We start from the raw sequence: 22954 nt of genomic DNA, 5'->3' as shown, positions 1-22954 counted from the left end.
TTGTAATCTTTAGTTGATTATTTTGCTTTAGCAGCAGCTAAGATTTTTACTTCTTGTCCATCTTTTACACTACGAGCACCTTCTTCTACAATTTGAGCTCCGTTTTCTACTCCTGTTAAAACTTCAATTACATCTCCTTGAGTTTTCCCTGTAGTAATAATTGCTTGTTTAGCTGTTCCTTTTTGATCTTTTACATCTTTTACCAAATAGATATACTGCTCTCCCTTTGCATTTTCTGAAATAATACTTTGTGGTATTAAAATCGCTTTTGGATTTGTATAATCGTTGATTCTTAACTTCGCAGTTAAGTTTGGCTTGATACTTCTGTCTTTATTTGGAACTCCAATTTCTACTTTAAATGTTCTATTAGCTGGATTGATAAAATTTCCTGCTTGACGAATTTTAGAGTGTAATGATTTTCCTAAAATTGGGAACTCAACCTCAACACTTTTCCCTTTTTTAATTGAAGTGATATAGCTTTCTGGAACATCAGTTTCAATATACATATCACCTAAGTTCACGATTCTAAACACTTCAGATCCCATTCCTGGTGCTACTACTGTTCCTTGCTCTTTAATTACATCGTCAATAACTCCTGTAAATGGTGCTTTGATCACAGATTTTCCTAACTGTCTCTTTAACTGATCAACAGCATTCTTTTGTGCTTCATATGAAGTTTTAGCTTGTAAATACTGAATTTCAGAACCAATCTTTTGTTCCCATAATCTTTTTTGACGTTCGTAAGTTGTCTTAGCTAAAGCAGCTTGCGCTTCTACCTGTGCTACTTGATTTCCTAAACCTCCATCATCTATTTTAGCTAAAGCTTGTCCTTTAACTACTCTTTGACCTTCTTTTACATAAATGCTTACTAATTGTCCAGCCATTTCTGGATACACTAAAACATTTTGCTTTGTTTGAACATCTCCTTGTAATTCTAAGTAGTGAACAAAATCTTCTGTTTTAGCAGAAAACACTGTAATTAAAGGTATTTTTTTGTTCGTATCTAACTCAGAAATCTTATCGTTTAACTGCTTTATCTCAGCAGCTAATTCTTGTTGTTTTGTATCTAACTCAGCCTTTTTCGTTCTTATTTGAGCTAAATCATTGGTAGCAATTACATCTTGAATAGACTGCCCTTTATTTCCTCCACATGAAGCTAAAAGAGCGGTTAGTAATACTATTGAATATATTTTTCTCATTATAGTTGACTTTTTATTTTATTGGTGTGTTTAATGCGTTATCTAATTTAGCTTTGTTGCTAATAATATTTAATATTGATTGTAAGTAATTGTTTTGTTGAGAATACAATTGATTACGTGCTGCTAATAAATCAATACTAGTTGTAACCCCTTCATCAAACTTTATTTTTTGCTTACGCTCAATACGTGTTGCTAATGCTAAGTTTTTCTTAGCAGTTTCATAATTTTCTATACTTAATTCGTAATTGCTTTGAGCTTGTTCTGCTTGTAGATTTAATCGTTGCTTTGTTTCTGCTAAACGAATATCAGCACTTTCTAATGCTATTTTTGCTTGAGCAGTTTTTGCACTTCTTCCTAAAGAACTAAAAATTGGAATATTTATTCCTACTCCAAAAACTGAAGTTGAAATCCAATCTTGAGACGAGTTAAAAAAGTTAAAACTATCTGCATTTGCTAATCTAGAATAGTTTACATAAGCTCTTACAGTTGGTAAAGCTTTATTTTTTTCTAATTTCATTAACAAACGTTTAGCTTCTCTATCGTTTTCAGCTATTCTAAAATCTATATGATTTTTAAGATTAAACGATTGTGCTAATAAGTTCAAATCCGTATTATTTACAACTAAATCATCCAAACTATCTGTTAATTTCAACTTTGTGTTAATAGGATTTCCTAACGATAAGTTTAACATCTGATAAGCAATCTCTCTATTTCTATCAGCATTACGTTGTTGACTAATAATGTTTCCTTGCGTAATTTTGAATTGCTCAACTGTTTCTTCCTCTGTCAATCCTTGTTTAAATCCTTCAACTGCTCCTTTTAATTGACGATCTACAGTTTTCTTATTTCCTTTTAAAATTTCAATACGCTCTTCAGCTACTAACACATTTCCATAAGCATTTATAACAGCTTCTCTAGTAGATAATTCTGTTTTTTCTTTAGCTTGTTCAGAAATTTTCAAATAGGTTCTTGCTGATTGTAATCCTACTAAATACGATCCATCAAACAATAACTGATCTAAAGTAACCGTTCCTGTAACATTGTGTTTTGCTCCAAAATCTACGGTTCCATCTCCATTAAAATCGACTCCTGGGAATTGTTGCTTTAAATTATTTTGATAGTTTATCACTCCGCTAATTTGTGGAAACCCTATAGCGGTAGTTTCCCATTTTCGTTTTTTGGCTGCCTCAATATCGTTCAAAGCAACTTTGTTATTATAGCTATTCTTTATTGCAAATTGTATGGCTTCTCTCATAGACAAACTCATTTCTTTTTCTTGAGCATTTGAACTCAATGCAAAAAAGAATATGCAAACTGCATAAATTATTCTTCTCATGTATTCCTAATAGTTTTGTATTTGGTGTTTTAACTTTTAATCCCTGTTTAATAAGTACCCTTTTGTTTTACTATTCCTTTAGGAGGAATTAAAAAGAATACTTTGAAATATTAATCTTCTTTTCTTATGTATTTATATGGTGTTATTTTTTAATTCCCTTTCTAAAACTTCTAATCCTTTTTTAGTAGCAATAGCTCGTATATGATATTCCAATACTTCGTACTCTACCTTCATTAGTTCATCCATTCTTTCTCCGTAATAATCGCTATCAAAAATTCCGAATATTAATGTGAAATAGAAGTTTGTTACTAATTCCTTTTTTATTTCTGGTCTATATAAACCTTGCTCAATCCCCTTTTCTAAATTATCGCTATTACAATCTCTGAACATACACACTTCTCTTTCTATAAGATTTGTATACGATTCTGGATAATATTTTTTTAACTGAAACATTGGTGAGGTCTTCGCATTTTTAAACATTTCTTTAAAAACCTTCTTTACAGCAAACTCTTCTTCAATTGCATTATACTTTTGTTCTTTTATTAACATAATAGTATCGTCAATTGCTTTCTGAACTGCTTCTATAGAAGCATCTACCAAATCTGATTTGTTTGAAAAATACTTATATAGCGTCTTCTTTGATATTGCTAAATCGCCCGCAATATCGTCCATCGTTACACTTTTGAACCCATAGTTCAAAAACATTTGCCCTGCCTTTTCTAATATTTTATCTCTCATAATTCTGGGCAAAGGTACGTCAGGAAACTTTAGAAACAAAAAAAGTTTCCAGAGTTTTAAAGATTTTTTAACATTCTCTTAAGTATAAAATTTAAGTTTACCTTATTTTTACAAAAAATTTTAGATTTGGACATATTACAATATCAATCAGACTTTTTAACTTATTTAGAATCTCAAAAAATTGTTAGAGAACCAAAGAATCTTTACGAACCAATAGACTATATACTTCAACTAGGCGGTAAAAGAATTCGTCCTATTCTTACACTTATTGCCTCTGATATTTTTTCGGGGAACTTTTCACAAGCTATGCCTGCTGCATTAGCCGTTGAAGTCTTTCATAATTTTACTTTAGTTCATGACGATATTATGGACGATGCTCCTCTAAGGAGAGGAAACGAAACTGTTCATGAAAAATGGGATATTAATACAGGAATTCTGTCTGGAGATGCTATGTTAATTTTAGCATATCAATATTTTGAAAACTATCCTCCTGCTATTTTCCAAAAATTAGCTCAACTTTTTAGTAAAACAGCTCTCGAAGTTTGTGATGGACAACAATTAGACGTTGATTTTGAAACCAGAAACGACGTTACAATTGAAGAATACATCAAAATGATTACTTTGAAAACTTCTGTTTTAGTTGCTGCTGCATTAAAAATGGGAGCTATTGTTGCAGAAGCTGATGAAGAACAGGCACAACATTTATATAACTACGGTTTAAATTTAGGTATTGCTTTTCAATTACAAGACGATTATTTAGACACCTACGGTGATCCTAAAACTTTTGGGAAACAAGTTGGTGGAGATATCATTGAAAACAAGAAAACTTTTCTTTATTTGAAAGCTTTAGAAGTAGCAAATAACGATGATAAACAGAAACTTTTTGCTCTTTATAACGAAAATCAAGAAAATATTTCAGAAAAAATAAAGACAGTTACTAGCATTTTTTCAGACAATAACATCCCTAAACATACACACGAACTTATTGAGTATTATACTAATAAGTCTTTTGAATGTTTAACTCACTTAAACATTAGTGAGGATGCTAAAGAGGGCCTACGCATGTTTGGTGAAAATTTAATGAACAGAAAAGTGTAAAAAATTGCATTTTATTCAAAAAAGTTTTTATTTTTGCATCCCAATTTAACCGGTCCTATAGCTCAGTTGGTTAGAGCACCTGACTCATAATCAGGGGGTCCATGGTTCGAGCCCATGTGGGACCACGTAACAAACTCGTAACATACTATAAACAGTACTGTTGCGAGTTTTTACTTTTTACAGGGTGCTTCAGAGGGTGCTTATATCTCAAAAACAGTAAATTAAGCTCAACTCACTATATATAAAGATACAAAATTCTCAGCTATTTTTATTCTATATCAGAGACAAAAACAGAATTCTTTCTATAGAAACATGGGGGAATATTCAAAAAAACGGGTTCTATATCAAAGCATATAGCCCCAGTCCCTATAGATAGAAACTCTCATTTATTTTTTTTATTAAAACCTCCAAAAAGAATCTATTATTTTTTTTGCGCCACTTCTCCTCCCCTTTACAATTGGACAATCAATCTGTTTAACACAAATAAACTTGTAAAATATAAATAGCCATAAAACATAAAATTATAGGCAAAAACAAGCTCTTCTATTAATTTATCCGTTATTATACAATATCCTCATTCGATTATTAGGAAAGTAAAATTTTAGCCTACAGACAAAAAGTGTATACACATACGTAAACTTTAAATTATACTTTAAAAACAACATTATTTACATCTTCTAAATATTGTATTTTTACGAGTATAAGGGTACTTCCTCACGCATCCTCTTAGATTAACCTTAATTGAAAATTATGAATGAAACTGAATCTTGTTTAAACGAAATCACAACCAAATACCCAAAAAAATGGGAAGACCTTGACAAAAGCATAAAAAGAATAATTCCTCACAAGCAAGATTCTCCTTTTGACCCCTATGAATCTAAGTACTACAAAGAGTTTATACTATCTAATAGAAATGATCAGGTAGAATATATCCCCACTGAACAATTATCAGAATCTTTCATTAAAGCTCATAACTCTCTTATTGACAATAGTGGCATATATATGATAGACTTTCAAAATCTACTTAACGATTATGATGAAAGTTATTTTGATCTTGAATCTTGGAGTAATGATCGAAAAGAAGTTATACTAAATAGTATTAACAACTACTTGTTTGATTGCAATATTTTTAAAGGCATCTTTTTCTTTTCTCAATTAAGTGAGGCTTTTAGGGAAATTGATAAATCACTTCACAATTTGGACAATATAAAATACTTTGGTGCAAATAAACCCAGTTGGCTACAAACTAAAATTAAAGAAATATTAGAACTAGAGGTTAAATCCATTAAAGATACATTAATATTTAATTACAAGCCTATTTACTCCAAATTAGATCAAGTGCTATATAAAACAAAAGCTTCAAGTGAATTTTATAAATTTTCAGACAATGACTGGTTTAAAATAGCTAAAGCTATTGCTGAAGGTTATATAGACTTTGAAGCAAGTCATTATATAATTGATAAAGAAAGGATATATATTGAAGCTGAAGCTTCTAGATTAGTTTCCAATTATATTTACGGAAGTGAATTTAAAAAACAGTCAGTTAATGCCTACCTTAATCAAACAAAGTCAAATACTCCTACTAACAAAAACATCTTTATTCCTAGCAGAATAAAAGCTTTAGAATTTATTGCTGAAGAGGCTAAGAACAATGGTTTTGAGTCTGATTATTTTAAAGAAAAGTTAAAAAAGTTAAAGAAAGATAAAGAAAGATAATCTTTTTTAACATTCCTTTTTTTAATACTGGTAATGAAATTGTAAAACTGTAAATTTTCTTCTATTTGCAGTAGCACAATAAAAAAATGTGCTATAATATCATGAGTATTAAATTAGTAAAAACAATTGATTTTGATTTGGAAGAGTTCCAAAACATTATCAGGAATTCAGTTGCCTCAGTACTGAAAGAGCAAAATGAGTTATTAATAGGAACTTCTAAAAGAGATTCTTCTGATTATTATCTCTCAAGGAAGGAAACTGCGGAGTTTTTAAAAATTTCTGAAACTACATTATGGAGTTTGGATAAAAAACAAATTCTCCCAGCAAAACGCTTACATGGAAAAGTATTATACTTAAAAAGTGACTTACTCAACTTCCACAAACAAGCAGCTTAAAGTAATTTAAGCAAAAAAACAATTATTTAATAACTAAAAAGGCAAAGTGATATCCTCATATCGCTAGGACTCTCTTTGTCTTTTTTTTAAAACAAAAACAATGGTTTATAGAAATTATTTAATCACAATTAACAGCAATTTATTCAATGCTCTTGAATCAGTAGTAGAGAAGCATAATAAACATTTAGACAAAACAGATAAAAACAGAATTAGCATGGACAAAGCTGTATTTTTAATACATTATATTGATTACAAAAAAAGTCAAGTAAGAGAAAATTCTCAAAGTACTTTTGTAAGAATCTCTTCTCAAACTCTTAACTCATTTTTAAAGAAAGAGCTTAAAAAATATAAAGCTTTTTTAGTAAAACATGAGTTTATAAAAACAATACCTTATTGCAAAATAAGCAACCTAGCTATAGGGTACAAGGTTTTACATATAAGAGCTACTCAGAAGGAGGATAAAGACACTTATGACGTTTATGAATTTTTAAATAAAGAGTATGAAACATTTTTATTTAAAGAAATAGACAAAATTGAAAGCAAAAAGAAAAAAGCTGCTGACAGAAACACCAAACATTTAACAAAATGGTTAAATGGAGACGAAATCCAAATAGACTGGAAAAAAGCTCTACATTTTATCGATAATGGTTCTTTTAGCGATGATAAAAAATCTCAATATTCGTCTAGTGTAAATAAAATTCGTTTTAATCATTGGCATTACTCTAGAACTACGAATGATAATAGACTTCATAGCAATTTAACAAATATGAAGGAGGAGTTGAGAGCATTCATAACTCATAGAGAAGAAAATTTAGTATCACTAGATATTGAGACTTCACAACCTTATCTATTAGCAGGCATATTAAATTTACTCAAGAATAAATCGGTATCTAAACTTGATTTTATACTAGGAGGAATACGTAGTAAGGACGTGAGAGACAAGTTTCACTCTCTAATGAATTCTATTTCTTATGAACCTATTGATATCACTGGTATAGAGCTTTACATAAAATTTATTCGTCAAACTGACTTTTATCTATATGTAAACCAAAAGTTATGTGACGATTTTAAAAAGAAAATAATGGATGAATCAAATAAAGGTTTTTATATCAAAAAAACTTATTGTACAAAACGATCTAAACAAATAGTAGAGTCAGTTAAGGCAAGAAAATATTGTAAATCTTTAACTTTAGAGTACATGTATTGTTCTCTCGAAAACTATTCTGAAGGTATAAAAGAAATAAAACGAATTTATCCAGAACCAGTAAATAAGTTTATTTATGGTTTTAAATATTGTAAAGAAATAGAAATACCAAGAAAGAAAAGAAAGTTACCTGATAAGAGGAAAATAAAAAAAGCAAAAAAATTATTTCCTAAGTTTCTTCAACAGGTAGAATCATTTATCATTTTAGACGTTATAACCAAAGAGTTATCTAGAAAGTATCCTAAAATGTTTATGGCTACGATTCATGATAGTGTAATTGTCACAAAAAAACATGAGTCTGAAGTCAAAAATTATTTAAGAAATAGGTTATTAGAAATATTTGATTTACCACCAAAAATTAAAAGTGAGGACTGGATTCCTCACTTTTTTTTGTATAACAGTTTATATTTTCTGTATAGAAAAAACAGATACATGGTCACTAATGGGTGAATAATAACAAAAAGATAGATGTTTATCTCCTCATAAGTTATACCTAAAGAATCAGCTAAGATTCTTAAAAAATCTACACAAAATTGAAAAACGTCTTTCACTTTGAATTATCTCTTATAAAAATATAATAGAGCACATATAAACCTATTAAAGTACCAATTGCTGTACTCCAAATGGTATCCCCTCCACTTTCAGCTTTTAAATCACCTATAACACTCGACTGAAAAAATAAAAATCTTATCATTATTTTGATACTTTTTTAATAGTCTCATCCATTTTTGATGCTTCCATAAAAACTGAACCAACTTGTTTGTAAACCATTCTTTTACCACAAACATCAAGAGCATATGTAGCCCCGTGTAAACCTTTGTTCTTATCTACAACCTTAATATTCTCTTTAGGACAATTTTGTTCAATTGAAACAGTCTTAATTAAAGTCTTTTCAGTTGTTCCAAAAACCGTTCTATTCACAGCTCCACATGAGAATAAGGTTAAACTTGTTAATGTTATTAATACTATTTTTTTCATTGCCTTAGTATTTATTGTTTATTAAAATTCCATTTTATTATATACTTTATAAGAATTCCATTGTATTGATATTCTTCATCAAAAGTTAATGATAAACGAGTGTTATCAACGGTATATTCAAACAAAAGTGTTTGAGCAGAAGTAGACATAATCAGCCTTAATTTATTCGGAGGAATGGTAAGCCAACCAAATTTAGAATCACTAAGGGCATTGTTCTCTGGATATAAAATTTTACCTGAACCGTCTCTTTTAAAACTAAGAACAGTTTTGAGCTTATCTCTTTCTTTTAATCTGTTTTCTATTTTAGTTTTTGCTTCATCATAACTTAAATTACCATGATTAGTTATTTCAACTATTTCTGAATTACTATTTACCCAAGGATGTCTTGTCAGTAAATCATCTGAAGAACTAGAGCCTAATTCTTCATTAGAAGAGCAACTAGCAAATAATAAAATACTACAAAACAGTATTAAGATTTTTTTCATAATTAAATTTTTAATGTTTTTTTATGTGATTCCAAATAATCTCTAAATGAAGATTAACTAAACTAAATCAGCTACTACACTATAAAAAATTACTAGATAATAATTTCACCTCATAGCAAATATAAACAAATATGCCGAACAAACAACCCCTTCTATACAATCCCTTGTTTGCTAGCATCTATTTAGAAATTTGTTATATGCCAAGAACACGTAAAACGCCTATCCCAGAAGTAGTAATAGAATTCGGAAAACGAATAAAAAAATTAAGATTAGAAAGAAAAATGTCTCAAATGGATGTTGGAGCTGCCCTAAATGTAGATAGAGAAAACATCCGAAAATACGAAAAGGGGCTTCAAGAACCCAAACTATCTACAGTTGTTAAATTCGCTGAAGTTTTTAAAGTTTCTTTTGATGAGCTTTTAAGTTAGGAGCTTACTGAATTAAATGTAATTTTCGGAAAAATACTTCTCAAATTACGGATATCCCCTTTTTTACTACAAACAAAAAAAATAGCTTTATGGGTTAAAAAAACAATTAAACCATTAAAGCTATGAAAGGAAGTCAAACATTTCTTGATTTTAAATCACCTCCAGAGCCTTATCTAAAATGGCCTGAACAATTTGATTTTCCGATTAACTTAGACTATCCTGAAAGGCAAGTAGAAGAAATTCTTTTAAACGACATATTAGAATCTAAAAACTTTATCATCCTGACTGGGTTTACTTCTCTCTCTTATTTGATAGATTGTTTTGGAAAAGTAGACACTTATACTAGGGATAAAAAAATAAAAATCGTACTAGGCTTTGAACCCAATTTAAGAGGCAGAAAGAAATACCACACGAAATCTCTTGATAAAGAAATAGCTGAATTTTGGCTAAAAAAAGGACTATCAATCACCAAGGGAGGAAGTGTAATAAGCTTAATAGAAAAAATAAAAGAAGAGATAGTTGAAGTTAAATTTTACAATAAATTACATGGTAAAATTTATGCAAGTGAAACAGTTGCTATGATAGGGTCTTCGAATTTTAGCAACAATGGTCTAAAAAAACAAACAGAAGCTAATTTAAGGGTTTTAGCTGATGATGATAAAGTTAAGTATAATGGAATCAAAACAATTGCTTACAATTATTTCCATAAAGCTTCAAAGTATAATGATATAATTGAACTTCTTGAAAAAATAATAAGCCCAGTCGATTGGCAAGACGCTTTAGCACGAGCAATTTCAGAAGTTTTGGAAGGAAATTGGCTAGAAGATTATCAAATCCTAAAAAACAAACTTGAGAATGCTAATTTATGGCCTACACAATATAGAGGTTTAACTCAAGCTCTAACTATCCTTCAAGAAAACTCTAATGTTTTAATTGCCGATCCAACAGGAGCTGGAAAAACAAAATTATGTTCAACTATAATATTGGCTTTAGAAAACTGGCTTTTTGAGAATGGTAGAATGGAGAAAGCTAATTCAGTCATAGTTTGTCCTCCATTAGTAATAGAGAAATGGAAAAAAGAGTTTAGAGAGCTTTCTACAATTTCTAATAATCAAATTTCAAATGGAACATTAAGTAATGGTAAGCTTAAAAAATTAAGAATCGCTGAAAAAGAATTAGATCTAGCAAATATTCTAGCGATTGATGAAGCTCACAACTACCTAAATATAAAATCTAAAAGAAGCATAGCAATAAGAAAAAATAATGCAGATTATAAATTATTAATTACTGCTACTCCCATTAATAAAAAAGTAGATGATTTACTTAAGATAGTTGAGCTCCTAGACATAGATAATTTAGATGACGAGAGCTTTGAGTCATTTAAAAACCTAAAGATTCGTCCTAATCTTAAAAAACCAAAAGACATCCAAAAACTAAAAAATTTTGTTAGCAAATTTACTGTCAGAAGAACTAAAAAAAATATTAACGACCAAATTGACTTAGAGCCTCATTTATATAAAAACTCTTTAGGTAAACAATGTAGGTTTCCTACTCAAATTTCTAAAACTTATAAAACAGAAGAAACTACTGAGGACATAGAAATTATAAAACAAATAAATTCTATTTGTAGGAAACTAAAAGGGATTACTTACCTAAAAAAAATAAACAAACCCCATTTTGATATAAAAGACAAGGATAAACAAACCTATATTGACCATAGACTACTGGTAGCAAAAAGTCTTTCAATATACGTCATTCGTTACAGATTAAGATCTTCTAAAATTGCCCTACTAGAGCATATAATTGGTCACGAAGAAATCCAAGAATATGAACAATTTCCATCAAGGAAAAACAAAGAAAATAAAGTAAAGTTATCTGAACTTGATAAATTAATCGAAAAAGAAAAACTACCATATGTAAGCAACATGTTTAAACAATGTAAGCTTCCCGATTGGATGAAAGATTTAGACACTTATAAAAAAGCATGCAGGGAAGAAAGAGATAACTACTCTAGAATATCTGAACTAACAAAAAAATTGACTAGAAAAAGAGAAGAGGGAAAAGCTTTGACCTTAATAAAACAAATAGAAACAAACCACAACAAAATAATAGCTTTTGACTCTTGTATAATTAGCTTATTTTATATAAAACACATCATCAAACAATTACGCCCAGAGATAAAAGTTCTAATAGCCTCTGGAGAATCTGAGAAAGAAACTGAAGAAGTTCTAGATAAGTTCGATTTAACATCAGAAAATAAAGAAAAAATAATAGCTCTTTGTTCTGATAAAATGTCTGAAGGAGTCGACTTACAAAGAGCCTCTGCCATTACATTATTGGATCTACCAAGTGTAATTAGAATAGTAGAACAAAGATTTGGAAGAATTGACAGAATGGACACTTTAATGCCTGAAATTGAAATGTATTGGCCAGATGATTCTAAAGAATATTCATTGAATGCTGACAAAAGATTGTTTGAAGTTGCTGACTTAGTAAAAGACACTATTGGATCAAACTTTAAACTACCTGAATCATTAAAATTTAAACATTTTTCAAAAAACTCTTCTATTAACAAAATAATTAAGGAATATGAGGAATATGAACTAGCTGATGATTCATGGGAAGGAATACATGATAGTTTTCAACCGATAATTGAGTTAAAACAGGGTAAGAACTCGTTAATTAAAGAAGAGGAATATAGAGCTTATATAGGTATTGATTCCCAAGTAAAAACTGGTGTTAGTTTTTTAGAATCAAAAAACAAATGGTGCTTTATTTCTACAAGAGGAACCAAAAATAAAAGCCCTAAATGGTATTTTATTTGTACCGAAAACAAAGACTACCAAGTTTATACAGATTTTTCTAAAATCTGCAATTTATTAAGGTTGAATATTGGAAAAAAGCAAACTAAGGTAGAATGGAATGACCACTATTTAAATTATTACCTAGACATCCTGAGAAATAAAGAAATAGACTTATTACCGCCTAAAAAAAAGAGGGCGTTAAATGTTGCTAAAGAAATTCTATCTAAAAGAATAAAGCAAAAGAAAATCCCTTTAGAAGAAAAAAAAGTTATCAAACAGTTATTGGAGTTATTTAACCAAAAGAATAGACATGTAGATTACGATGAATTTGCTAGTTTATGGATTAAATTTCTTCAACCTTACATTGATGATAAAAGAACTAGAAACAGCCGTAGCCGACAACCATTTAACTTTAACGATTTAGTTTCTTCAAGAGAAATATCAAAAATAAACTTTGATGTGAAAAAATTAATTAAGATTCTTGAAGAAGTCCCCTCACACGAAAATATTGACAATAAAATTGCAGCTTGTATTGTCGGTGTGCCTCAAGAAAACTCATCAAACTAAGAATAATTAATAAAATTACAATGAAAATATCCTTTGTTGAACTACAAAATTTCAGAAAACTAAAATATTCTCGAATAGATTTTTCTAATAAAGAAACAATCTTTGTTGGAGCTAATAATAGTGGAAAAACATCTGCTATGGATGCCCTAATTCTTTTCTTAAAAGAGAAAACAAGTTTTAAAACACAAGATTTTACATTATCCAACTGGGAAAGTATCGATAAAATAGGTAAGTCATGGTTAAATAGAAAAGAAGGAGAAGAAATTGACTATAAAAACAATGATTGGAATAAATTATTGCCCCAGCTAGATATATGGTTAAATATTGAAGAGAATGAAATTCATTATATCAATCATTTAATACCTACATTAGATTGGGATGGAGGGAATTTAGGAGTAAGACTTAAATTAGAACCAGACAATATAGAAACATTGCATGATGATTTTTGTGAAGCGTATAATCGTTCTAAAAACCTCAAAGGTAAATCAAAATTGAAATTATGGCCTTCCCATATGTGGGAGTTTTTAGAAAGAAGATTACATAAATATTTTACCATAAAATCCTATATATTAGACCCTTCCAAAGTCAACCATATCGACAACACCGCTCCCCAGGAACTTCCAGAAGATAGTTTACCTATAGATACTAACCCCTTTAAAGGGCTAATTAGAATAGATATTATTAATGCACAAAGAGGCTTTACCGACTCAAATGATAACAACACACATTCAGTCACCTTATCCACACAATTAAAAGAATACTATTCAAAACATTTAGACCCTTCAAAAGAACCAAACAAAAAAGATATTGAAGCTTTAGAGTCCATAGAAAATGCTAAAGAAGCCTTTGATAGAAAATTAAATGAAAGTTTTACACCCTCAATAAAAGAACTAGAAACTTTAAATTACCCTGGTTTTGGTAACCCAACTATTAAGCTTTCCACTAAAATATCTACCATCGATGGACTAAATCATGATTCAGCCGTTCGATTTAAACCAAATGAAGAGTCAGAACTAACTCTCCCAGAAAAATATAATGGATTAGGGTATCAAAACCTTATATCAATGGTTTTTAAATTAATTCGGTTCAGAGATAGTTGGATGCAAACAGGAAAAAGCCTTTCAGGGTTATCCAATATCGAAAAAGAAGATATTTACGAACCTTTACATTTAGTTTTAATCGAAGAACCTGAAGCTCACTTACACGCTCAGGCTCAACAAGTATTTATAAAAAAAGCATACGAAGTTTTAAGAGGACATGAAAACTTAAAAAACAAAAAACAATTTAACACTCAATTAATTGTTAGTACTCACTCAAATCATATAGCGCATGAGGTTGAGTTTACATCATTAAGATACTTTAAAAGGTCTCTAAATAAAGATAAAAAAGAATTACCTACATCAATAGTTGTTAATTTAACCGAAACTTTTGGAAAAAAAGACAGTACCTCTAAATTTTCTGCTAGATATTTAAAAACCACACATTGCGACTTGTTTTTTGCTGATGCAGTAATCTTAGTAGAAGGTACTGCAGAAAGAATGCTTGTCCCCCATTTTATTAAACAGCATTTTCCTCTACTTTCCTCTTCATATATTTCGATTTTAGAAATTGGTGGTAGTCACGCACATAGATTAAAACCATTAATAGATAAATTAGGAATTATAACATTAATCATTACTGATTTAGATGCAGTCAATGATGATAAAAAAGCTGTTTTACCTGAACTAGAAAAAGGGTATAACACAGGAAATGACACATTAAAAAAATGGATTCCAATTGAGTCAAAATTAGATAACCTTATTAAGTTGGGTGAAGAAAAAAAAGTTTCTAATAACCTACAAGTAAGAGTTGCATACCAGACAAAAATTGATTTAAACACTACAAACTCTAATAATAAAAACATAGTATACCCTTATACTTTCGAGGATTCATTAGGATTCTCTAATCGAGAGTATTTTAAAAAATACAGTGGAAATGGATTTATTAGGAAGTTGAATAGTGAATTTAACTCCGATAGTAATATGAAGGACATAGCAAATACATTATTCACATATTTAAAAGATAATGGAAAAGTTAAAGCTCCTTTTGCTTTAGATCTACTCTTCATGGAAGAGCCCGAACAATTAAAAGCTCCCAACTATATACAGGAAGGTTTAAAATGGGTTGAAAATCAATTAAAATCAAGAAATTAATGAATGAAGAAATTGACAATAACTGTGATAACCATGTAGATGACGAGGTCTACGAATGTTTAAATCTTGACACTCCTAAAAGTTTCTTTTTATTTGCAGGGGCTGGAGCAGGCAAAACAAGGACATTGGTAAATGTTCTTAATAAAGTAAAAGAAAATTATGGGCAAAGATTACATTTATCTAACAAAAAAATTGCCGTAATAACTTATACCAATAATGCTTGTGAAGAAATTAGACACCGTCTAGGAAATGACGCACTATTTAAAGTATCCACTATCCATAGTTATATATGGGATTTGATAAAGCATTACAATGAAGATATTAAAGAGTGGATTCGTATCAAAATAACCAATGATTTAGTTGAACTTAGAGAAAAACAGGCTTCTGGTAGAACTGGTAAAGCTCAACAAGAAAGAGCTAGAAAAATTATAAAAAAGACTCAAAAATTAGAAGGTTTAGACAACATTAAAAAATTCACCTACAACCCTAATGGAGATAATTATACTAGGCAATCTTTAAATCACAGCCAAGTTATTGGAATTGGGGCAGATTTTTTAAAAACAAAACCTTTAATGCAAAAAATAATGGTCACAAGTAATCCGATACTTCTTATAGACGAAAGTCAAGATACTGTAAAAGAGCTTGTAGATGCTTTCTTAATAGTACAAAAGGAAAACAGGTCGGCATTTTGCCTTGGTTTATTAGGAGATACTATGCAACGCATTTATAGTAGTGGAAAAGAAGGCTTAGAAAAAAACCTACCTAAAGATTGGGTTACTCCTTCAAAAAAAATGAATCATCGTTCATCTAAAAGAATTGTTGATTTAATTAATAGAATTAGAAAAGAGGTAGACACAAATCAACAAAAACCTAGAACAGATAAAGGAAAAGGGCATATAAACTTATTTTTAGTTTCAGATAAATCAACTGACAAGTTATTTATTGAGTCTCAAATAGCTAAAAAAATGGCTAAAATCACTAATGATGATTTATGGTCTGGAAATAACTCTAATATTCAAACACTTGCAATTGAACATCAAATGATAGCTAGGAGAAATAACTTCCTTCAATTATTTGAACCGCTATATAAAATTGAAAAGTTCAAATCAGGACTACTAGATGGCACTCTATCTCAATTAAGGTTATTTACAGAATACATACTACCCTTAATCGAAGCTTTAAAAAACAAGGATAAATTTAAGGTTTCGCAAATAGTAAGACGAAACTCCCCATTAATGAAACCAGACAATTTAAAACTCAAAAAAAAACAAATTCAAGTTTTAAAAAAAGTAAACGAGGCAGTAATTGATTTATTTAATTTATGGAATAATGGCAATGATCCTACTCTACTTGATGTACTGAAAAAAGTTAGTACTTTAAAATTGTTCACAATACCTGACTCTCTACAGGAACTTATAAAAGAATCAGATAATGAAACTGAAAACAAAGCTCTAGAGGCTTTAAAAGCCTCTTTAAACACTCCTTTTAGTCAAATAAAATCATATAAAGAATATGTAATAGGGGAATCGAAGTTTGAAACTCATCAAGGAGTTAAAGGATTAGAATATCCCAGAGTTATGGTAATTATTGACGATTCAGAAGCAAAAGGTTTTATGTTTAGTTATGATAAACTTTTTGGAGTAAAAAAATTATCAGACAATGATAAAAACAACATCAAGAATGGAAAAGAAACTAGTATAGATCGAACGAGAAGATTATTCTATGTCGCATGTAGTAGAGCTCAAAACAGTTTAGCTATAGTAGTCTACACTGATTCTCCAAAACTTATTAGAGAAAGTGTAATAAAAAAAGAATGGTTTGTAGATAATGAAATAGAAATAATATCATAACATATACAGACTCAAAATAAAGCAATTATATAAACTATCATTAATAAATGAATGAAATAGATAAAAAATCAATAGCTGAAAACGATAACAATCGCTCAAGATTTATTTATGATTTTTTGCAAAAAAAGAAAGTTAAGAATTTAAAAACTGATACTAATATTCCAAAAAAAATAATGCAATACTGGCATTCATCAAAAGAATTACCAAAAGATGTTTCTAAATGCATTCAAAGTTGGAAAATTTTAGAAAAGCAAGGATTTATGTTTGATTTTTTTGACGATGAATCTGCTAAAGTATTTATCTCACAAAACTTAGAAAAAAAACATCTTAATTGTTATTTAAAATGTCATCATCCAGCAATGAGGTCTGATTATTTCAGATTATGCTACCTATATATTTCTGGTGGGTTTTATGTGGATTGTGATGAGTTCTTTTTAGATAATGATATAACTTTATTTTTTAGTAATAATAACATTAAAATTCAACCTCTTTGTTATTCCATTAAACATAATAACATGATTGAAAAGGAAAAATTCCTATACACCCCATACGATAAGAATAATATATATTATTTCAATAACGACCTCATTATATCTCCTCCTCAACATCCTTTAATTTTCTTCGCTCTAGAAAGAGCTACTAACAAACTATTAAAAGACACAAATATTCAAAATATTCAATCTACAACAGGACCAGGAAACTTAAGTGCTTCTGTAGTTTATTATCTCTTAGAAGGTGAAAATGAATTAGAAATCATCGAACATGCAATATCAAAAAATATTTGGGATTTGGATTATAGAAAAGACGATCGTAATTGGAGGCTTTATAAAGGAGATAAAAAAAAATGGTTTAATAGATAATGAATATTATAACAAACAATCGTAAACTTCTATTACTTAAATATAAGTTAAGTAAATTAATAACATTTTTCTCTAAACAGGAAAAACTGAAATCATTTAGTGATAACCACAAATCTATAAATAAAGTTTATGTAATTAACCTTGAAAGACAGAAAAAAAGATGGGCCTTAATTCAAAAAGAGCTTGGTAATATTAAAACCAAAAACAAGGAAAGCCTACTTAGTTACACTGAAAAAATTTCAGCTATTGATGCTAGAAATAAATTAAACTCAACAAACAAAATCAACCCCACTTATAAACTTAAAGATCAATATTTTGTAGACCCAAACCCTCAATTATTAGATATAATAAGAAAAAAAGAAATTAATATTGATTTAACTAAACAAGAAATTGCAGTCGCTCTATCACATATCTCAGTATGGGAAAAAATAGTAAGTGAAAATATCGAAAATTCACTTATCCTTGAAGATGACATTCATTTTGAAAACAAATTTTCTAATAAACTAAATTCTCTATGGGAAGAAATTTCAGAGTCTAAAATCGAATTTGATTTAATTTATCTTTCTTATAAGAAAGTAGATTTCAGTCCCGACATTAAAGAATTTTCAAATAACCTTTCTATTCCTAATAGGGGGATATGGTGGTTTTCAGGCTACATTTTATCTAAAAAAGGAGCTCAAAAACTATTAAATTCACTTCCTATAACTGGTCCAGTAGATTTATGGATTAATCATAAATTCAATAAACTAAAAGTTTATATTAGTAATAAATCTATAATTAATCAAAAACTTTTTTTTGTTTCTGACAACAGTTATTCTATACTACCTATTCTATCTCAGATCGGTATAAAATCAAATAAAACCTTTATTAATTTAGATAAATTAAAAGGAGTAAATCCTGTTTTTATTTTCGATTTAACCACAAATAATCAAACCACCCTTACGAAACTGGATAAATTATTAAGTTTAAATAGTTATCGAACTCTTAATATGAAATCAGGTATAGAATCAAACCATGTAGTAGATCTTATTTTAAAACAAGACCCTCTTCTTTTTGATGCATATATCGGATTTGATTCAATAATTGAATTGATCCCAAATTTGGTCAGGTTTTATCCAAACGTTATAATAATTCTTTTAACAGATGAGGATTTTTTAGTCCCTAAAACCTATTCCTTATATGTTAATCAAAAAATATATTGTTTTAACCCTAATAAGAAAAACATTATTAAAAAGGTATCCCTTTTACTTAAAATAAAAAGCTGGAATTTAGATGATTTTAAAATGCCTGAAATCACTATTGATGTTAATAGTAAAAAAGTAGAAACAAACATTCTTAATAATCATAAATATTTAGAACATGATGTTACCCCTTGGATTCTTCCTATAGAAAATATAAAAAAATATTTACCATATAACATTAACGAAAATGAAATATCTCCTATTGCTAAACATATTAAAAATAAAACTGATTATTTTGAAAAATTAGATTTGGATTTTTGGACTATATTAGAAGATACTTTCCCTTCTAATCAAGCTCAATTTTCTAAGGAAAATTTCAAATTATTAAATAATGAGAATTCTGGGTTTCAATTAGAAATTAACAATAAAAAAAATGGTGCTAAAAAATATTCTTCTTCTTCAATTTTCTCTAAAAAACAATTCTTATATGGAAGTTTCGAAATATCAATGAAACCAATAAAAGGAGAAGGTATTATTTCTGCTTTTTTCTTACATAGAAATGATCCTTGGCAAGAAATTGATATTGAGTTTTTGGGAAATGACACAACAAAAATACTACTAAATGTATATTATAATCCAGGTATAATAGGTACAAATTACAACTATGGAGTGAGAGGAACACCTGTGTTAATTGATTTAGGGTTTGACGCTTCTGAAGATTTCCATAATTATAGAGTAGAATGGGAGTTTCATGAAATTAGATGGTATGTAGATGATAAAATTATTCATGTAAGAAAAAGATGGACACCTACCCCTATCCCAAATCTCCCAATGTCCTTATATGTAAATGCTTGGATTACTAATTCAGAAGAACTAGCTGGTAAGTTTGACGAAAAAACTCTTCCAAAAGCTTCAAATATAAAACATGTTAAAATTTACAACTTTAACTATATGAAAAATTAAAATAACGAAACAAGAGATGTAATAGAATACTTAAGCTCATATTCTTGGTTTAAACTAAATTAGTCAGTATTTTATTACATCACTCATATTACTAAACATAAAATACATTTTATATACATCAATCAAAAAAACCACTTTCCATTACTATTAGTGCTTCTTCTCTTTTTTCAATTCTAACATACTTTAAAAATTCTCGCTCAGTTTTATGACCAGAAAAGAGCATGATATTTTGAATTGGTTTTTTATCGATATAATGATTTGTACAAAATGATCTTCTCGCAGTATGTGTTTTAACTAAATCATACTTTGGAATTCCTTCTCTTACTAACTCCCCTCCTTTTGTATAAGAAACTGTTATCAATTCTTTAAACCCAGCTTTCTTACATACTAATTTTATATTCTCTCTTAAAACTGGCTCGCTTAGTTTTGGTGGAAAACCTCCATTATATCTATCCATTATCTTTTGAATTTTAGAAGTAATTGGAATACGAACAATCGTGCCTGTCTTTTTCTGATGTATCTTAATTACTTTACGACCTTTAATAACTTCAATATTTTCTTCTGTTAAACCATTGTAATCGCTAACTCTTTGCCCAGTGTAACAACCTATCAGAAAAATATCTCTTGCTAATTCTAGTTTTGATCTTTTACTAAAATCTTCATTAGCTAAGATTTCAAGTTCTTCTTTTGTTAGAAAAATCTCTGTTGTAGTTTCTTTTAACACTTTAAAGCTTCTACTTTTAAAAATTGAATTATCAGTAACCCCATTAGTTAGAGCATCATTAAGAAAAACTTTAAGATTCTTAATATGTTTACCCACACTATTTAAACTATATCCTTCCTTCTCTAAAAACTGAACGAATCCTCTGTAAAAAGACAAATCAATATCATCAAATCTTAACAAGTGTCCACTTGACTTCTCATACTTTTCTAACATTTTAATTGTTTGGTTACACGATCTTGTTGTTACTTTTTTAATTTGACTTTTCTTTTGCTCTAACACCTTTCTAGAGTAATAAATCAACTCTTTATTTTTCTCCTCTTCTCTATCTGTTTCATCTTCTCCTTTTATCTTTTTTTCTATTAAAGATGATAACAATTTTACATCTATAAAATCACTCACTTTTTTGATTTTAGTAAGTTCTTCTTCCGCATAAGATTGGATATTGTTTATAAATGCATTAACCTCATAAGCATTTGTAACCATTCCTTTCCCTGTTTTAACTCTTTGTTTAATTACATCCCAATTCTTTAAGCTACATTTATAGCCAATACTTTTTTTAAAGCGTCTTCCTTTTGAGGAGAAATGTAACATAATCAAACTCTCTTTTTTAGGAGTTAACTCTAAACTTTTAATCGATTCTTTTAAACTAAATCTAATTACACCATGTGTACTTTGTAATACTAAATTGCTCATTATTTTATATTTAAATTATGTTTAAAACAAAGCGAATTATGTACCAAACTAGGGTGCTTGAGAGGGTGTTTTTAGTTTGAATAATTCTGAATTATTTTAAATATTATTTAATGACAGAGCATTAATTTTTACTGACACTACTGACAATTCAAGGATTGTCATTAAATGTGTTTTAAAATGATTTATAAGCGAAGTACATGTGGGACCACCTTTAAAGCTTCACTTTTTGTGAAGCTTTTTTGTTTTTAAGTGTTAAACAAACAACAATTCACCTTACTTTTCCTTTTACAGAATAAGATTTATTTAACACTCTTTTATTTCTGTATTTATTAAATTGGTTGCCCTAACTAAACACACAATTACCTTACATAAATTCTTTTATGAAAATATTCTTTTCTTCTTTTTTGATTCTATGGACATTAAATCAAGCCACTGCACAAAACGCAACAAAAACACATAAAGATTCAATAAACACCATAATTCAGAAATACTATGATTTAAACCTAAAAGTATTTCAAGCTGATTCAAAAATTGAAGATATCAATAAAATTTTTGAACTTTTCTCTGACGATTTCACCTACATACATCCAAAATACGGAGGCACCTATACCCGTGAAGATTTATACAATGGATATGTTAGAAATCAAAAAAATGGTGGCTATAAAGGAGAGGAAACTGCTGTAAAAATTGTAAATAGAATAATTGGCTTAAACGCTGCAGTTGTTCAAAGAAGCTATGTTATTAACAAAAACGGTGAACTTAAAGACGAAAAACCTAAAATGACACTTTTTGAATTTAAAAAAGGAAAAATTTTTAGAATATTTGAATATTGGTAAATACAAAACAAAAACCACTATATATTTAACAATAAATTTTATGAAAAAACTACAAGAAAAATCTAGTCGTAGAGACTTTATTAAAAAATCATCTTTGTTTACACTAGGAGCAGGAAGTTTATTAGCATTTCCGCAGGACATTTCAGCAGCTCCCCTAATGAGTTATTCAAATGACATTAATGCTATTGGCCCTAAAAAAGGTTTTTCTCCTCAAATAGGAACGCTCGTTTCTATGATGGACTGGATGCGTATGGTAATTTTACTACCTGTAAAAGGAATGAGTGTAAGCGATTTAGATTATTTAGTTGATGATAATGCAAACTCAATCGGAGCTATGCTATGGCATTTAGCAGCTACAGAAAGATTTTATCAAATCCATACTTTTGAAGGAAGAGAATGGGGTGATTGGGATCAAGAGGATAAAGATAATTGGAGCATTGCTTCAGGACTTGGAGACGAAGCTCGTAAAAAAATTAAAGGAAACAACTTAGAATTCTATCTTGAAAAACTAGAAAAAGTAAGAGAACACACACTTAAAGAATTTGCAAAACGAGACGATGAGTGGCTAATGAAAGTAGATAAAAATTGGCCATGGGGACCTACAAATAACTACTGCAAATGGTTCCACGTATGTGAACACGAATCAAACCACAACGGACAATTTAAGTTTATAAAAAAACGTCTTCCATCTAGTAAGAAAAACTAAA

19 protein-coding genes and 1 tRNA gene are annotated in these 22954 nt (G+C 29.0%); 13 read left to right on the top strand and 7 right to left on the bottom strand.

Translation table 11 applies throughout. The features are described from left to right. Positions 1-17: 17 nt before the first annotated feature. From MHN29_RS00140 to MHN29_RS00130, 3 genes are all read right to left on the bottom strand, one after another. Complete coding sequence (locus tag MHN29_RS00140) at positions 18-1199, bottom strand: efflux RND transporter periplasmic adaptor subunit (RefSeq protein ID WP_235273630.1); 1182 nt, start codon at positions 1197-1199, stop codon at positions 18-20. 13 nt (positions 1200-1212) lie between these two features. Next, positions 1213-2535: a TolC family protein gene (locus tag MHN29_RS00135; RefSeq protein WP_235273631.1), complete on the bottom strand. Its 1323-nt coding sequence runs from the start codon at positions 2533-2535 to the stop codon at positions 1213-1215. 132 nt (positions 2536-2667) lie between these two features. Further along, on the bottom strand, positions 2668-3273 hold the full coding sequence (locus tag MHN29_RS00130; RefSeq protein WP_150899855.1) for a TetR/AcrR family transcriptional regulator: 606 nt from the start codon (positions 3271-3273) through the stop codon (positions 2668-2670). A gap of 126 nt (positions 3274-3399) precedes the next feature. Here MHN29_RS00130 and MHN29_RS00125 point away from each other — a divergent pair, with 126 nt between their 5' ends. The 5 genes from MHN29_RS00125 (at position 3400) to MHN29_RS00105 (ending at position 8136) form a co-directional block, all read left to right on the top strand. Next, positions 3400-4371 carry a polyprenyl synthetase family protein gene (locus MHN29_RS00125; RefSeq protein WP_235273632.1) on the top strand — a complete coding sequence of 324 codons (972 nt, stop codon included), beginning with the start codon at positions 3400-3402 and terminating at the stop codon, positions 4369-4371. Positions 4372-4422: 51 nt separating this feature from the next. Further along, positions 4423-4496 (top strand) — tRNA-Ile (locus tag MHN29_RS00120). A gap of 625 nt (positions 4497-5121) precedes the next feature. Continuing rightward, positions 5122-6087, top strand: a complete 966-nt coding sequence (locus tag MHN29_RS00115) for a hypothetical protein (RefSeq protein ID WP_235273633.1) — start codon at positions 5122-5124, stop codon at positions 6085-6087. A gap of 101 nt (positions 6088-6188) precedes the next feature. Further along, entirely contained in the window at positions 6189-6482 is a 294-nt protein-coding gene (locus tag MHN29_RS00110) for a helix-turn-helix domain-containing protein (RefSeq protein ID WP_235273634.1), read from the top strand. Between the two features lie 100 nt (positions 6483-6582). Further along, entirely contained in the window at positions 6583-8136 is a 1554-nt protein-coding gene (locus tag MHN29_RS00105) for a hypothetical protein (RefSeq protein WP_235273635.1), read from the top strand. 97 nt (positions 8137-8233) lie between these two features. Here MHN29_RS00105 and MHN29_RS00100 read toward each other — a convergent pair whose 3' ends face one another. From MHN29_RS00100 to MHN29_RS00090, 3 genes are read right to left on the bottom strand one after another with little or no spacing between them, the layout of a single operon-like run. After that, positions 8234-8380 carry a hypothetical protein gene (locus MHN29_RS00100; RefSeq protein WP_159243656.1) on the bottom strand — a complete coding sequence of 49 codons (147 nt, stop codon included), beginning with the start codon at positions 8378-8380 and terminating at the stop codon, positions 8234-8236. Beyond that, entirely contained in the window at positions 8380-8664 is a 285-nt protein-coding gene (locus tag MHN29_RS00095; RefSeq protein WP_100210599.1) for a hypothetical protein, read from the bottom strand. The genes MHN29_RS00100 and MHN29_RS00095 overlap by 1 nt, the downstream gene beginning before the upstream one ends. Positions 8665-8675: 11 nt before the next feature. Beyond that, positions 8676-9149: a hypothetical protein gene (locus MHN29_RS00090; RefSeq protein WP_235273636.1), complete on the bottom strand. Its 474-nt coding sequence runs from the start codon at positions 9147-9149 to the stop codon at positions 8676-8678. A 197-nt stretch (positions 9150-9346) separates the two neighbouring features. Between MHN29_RS00090 and MHN29_RS00085 the strand changes: the two genes are divergently transcribed. The 6 genes from MHN29_RS00085 to MHN29_RS00060 all read left to right on the top strand — a co-directional run bounded on the left by MHN29_RS00085 (position 9347) and on the right by MHN29_RS00060 (position 19994). Beyond that, entirely contained in the window at positions 9347-9577 is a 231-nt protein-coding gene (locus tag MHN29_RS00085) for a helix-turn-helix domain-containing protein (protein ID WP_235273637.1), read from the top strand. Between the two features lie 122 nt (positions 9578-9699). Further along, a complete protein-coding gene (locus MHN29_RS00080) occupies positions 9700-12948 on the top strand; it encodes an SNF2-related protein (protein WP_235273638.1) in 3249 nt (1082 codons plus the stop codon). 20 nt (positions 12949-12968) lie between these two features. Then, entirely contained in the window at positions 12969-15140 is a 2172-nt protein-coding gene (locus tag MHN29_RS00075) for an AAA family ATPase (RefSeq protein WP_235273639.1), read from the top strand. Continuing rightward, a complete protein-coding gene (locus tag MHN29_RS00070; protein WP_235273640.1) occupies positions 15140-16990 on the top strand; it encodes a UvrD-helicase domain-containing protein in 1851 nt (616 codons plus the stop codon). Before MHN29_RS00075 ends, MHN29_RS00070 begins: the two co-directional genes overlap by 1 nt. A gap of 47 nt (positions 16991-17037) precedes the next feature. Next, entirely contained in the window at positions 17038-17850 is an 813-nt protein-coding gene (locus MHN29_RS00065) for a glycosyltransferase family 32 protein (RefSeq protein WP_235273641.1), read from the top strand. After that, complete coding sequence (locus MHN29_RS00060; RefSeq protein WP_235273642.1) at positions 17850-19994, top strand: family 16 glycosylhydrolase; 2145 nt, start codon at positions 17850-17852, stop codon at positions 19992-19994. The genes MHN29_RS00065 and MHN29_RS00060 overlap by 1 nt, the downstream gene beginning before the upstream one ends. A 118-nt stretch (positions 19995-20112) precedes the next feature. Here the strand turns inward: MHN29_RS00060 and MHN29_RS00055 are convergent, their stop codons facing one another. After that, positions 20113-21411: a site-specific integrase gene (locus MHN29_RS00055; protein ID WP_235273643.1), complete on the bottom strand. Its 1299-nt coding sequence runs from the start codon at positions 21409-21411 to the stop codon at positions 20113-20115. A gap of 380 nt (positions 21412-21791) precedes the next feature. Here MHN29_RS00055 and MHN29_RS00050 point away from each other — a divergent pair, with 380 nt between their 5' ends. Beyond that, entirely contained in the window at positions 21792-22247 is a 456-nt protein-coding gene (locus MHN29_RS00050; RefSeq protein ID WP_235273644.1) for a nuclear transport factor 2 family protein, read from the top strand. Positions 22248-22287: 40 nt separating this feature from the next. Beyond that, a complete protein-coding gene (locus MHN29_RS00045; protein ID WP_235273645.1) occupies positions 22288-22953 on the top strand; it encodes a DinB family protein in 666 nt (221 codons plus the stop codon). Position 22954: the final 1 nt, after the last annotated feature.

It is taken from the genome of Tenacibaculum sp. Cn5-46 (genome assembly GCF_022347705.1).
In the GTDB taxonomy this organism is placed as follows: Bacteria; Bacteroidota; Bacteroidia; order Flavobacteriales; family Flavobacteriaceae; genus Polaribacter; species Polaribacter aiptasiae.
Note: the sequence above shows the minus strand (reverse complement) of the source record. Positions and strands in the feature narration are given on the sequence as shown.

Coding starts and splice junctions, on each gene's coding strand:
- MHN29_RS00140 (WP_235273630.1), bottom strand. CDS start 1,199: ATGAGAAAAATATATTCAATAGTATTACTAACCGCTCTTTTAGCTTCA.
- MHN29_RS00135 (WP_235273631.1), bottom strand. CDS start 2,535: ATGAGAAGAATAATTTATGCAGTTTGCATATTCTTTTTTGCATTGAGT.
- MHN29_RS00130 (WP_150899855.1), bottom strand. CDS start 3,273: ATGAGAGATAAAATATTAGAAAAGGCAGGGCAAATGTTTTTGAACTAT.
- MHN29_RS00115 (WP_235273633.1), top strand. CDS start 5,122: ATGAATGAAACTGAATCTTGTTTAAACGAAATCACAACCAAATACCCA.
- MHN29_RS00110 (WP_235273634.1), top strand. CDS start 6,189: ATGAGTATTAAATTAGTAAAAACAATTGATTTTGATTTGGAAGAGTTC.
- MHN29_RS00105 (WP_235273635.1), top strand. CDS start 6,583: ATGGTTTATAGAAATTATTTAATCACAATTAACAGCAATTTATTCAAT.
- MHN29_RS00100 (WP_159243656.1), bottom strand. CDS start 8,380: ATGATAAGATTTTTATTTTTTCAGTCGAGTGTTATAGGTGATTTAAAA.
- MHN29_RS00095 (WP_100210599.1), bottom strand. CDS start 8,664: ATGAAAAAAATAGTATTAATAACATTAACAAGTTTAACCTTATTCTCA.
- MHN29_RS00090 (WP_235273636.1), bottom strand. CDS start 9,149: ATGAAAAAAATCTTAATACTGTTTTGTAGTATTTTATTATTTGCTAGT.
- MHN29_RS00085 (WP_235273637.1), top strand. CDS start 9,347: ATGCCAAGAACACGTAAAACGCCTATCCCAGAAGTAGTAATAGAATTC.
- MHN29_RS00080 (WP_235273638.1), top strand. CDS start 9,700: ATGAAAGGAAGTCAAACATTTCTTGATTTTAAATCACCTCCAGAGCCT.
- MHN29_RS00075 (WP_235273639.1), top strand. CDS start 12,969: ATGAAAATATCCTTTGTTGAACTACAAAATTTCAGAAAACTAAAATAT.
- MHN29_RS00070 (WP_235273640.1), top strand. CDS start 15,140: ATGAATGAAGAAATTGACAATAACTGTGATAACCATGTAGATGACGAG.
- MHN29_RS00065 (WP_235273641.1), top strand. CDS start 17,038: ATGAATGAAATAGATAAAAAATCAATAGCTGAAAACGATAACAATCGC.
- MHN29_RS00060 (WP_235273642.1), top strand. CDS start 17,850: ATGAATATTATAACAAACAATCGTAAACTTCTATTACTTAAATATAAG.
- MHN29_RS00055 (WP_235273643.1), bottom strand. CDS start 21,411: ATGAGCAATTTAGTATTACAAAGTACACATGGTGTAATTAGATTTAGT.
- MHN29_RS00050 (WP_235273644.1), top strand. CDS start 21,792: ATGAAAATATTCTTTTCTTCTTTTTTGATTCTATGGACATTAAATCAA.
- MHN29_RS00045 (WP_235273645.1), top strand. CDS start 22,288: ATGAAAAAACTACAAGAAAAATCTAGTCGTAGAGACTTTATTAAAAAA.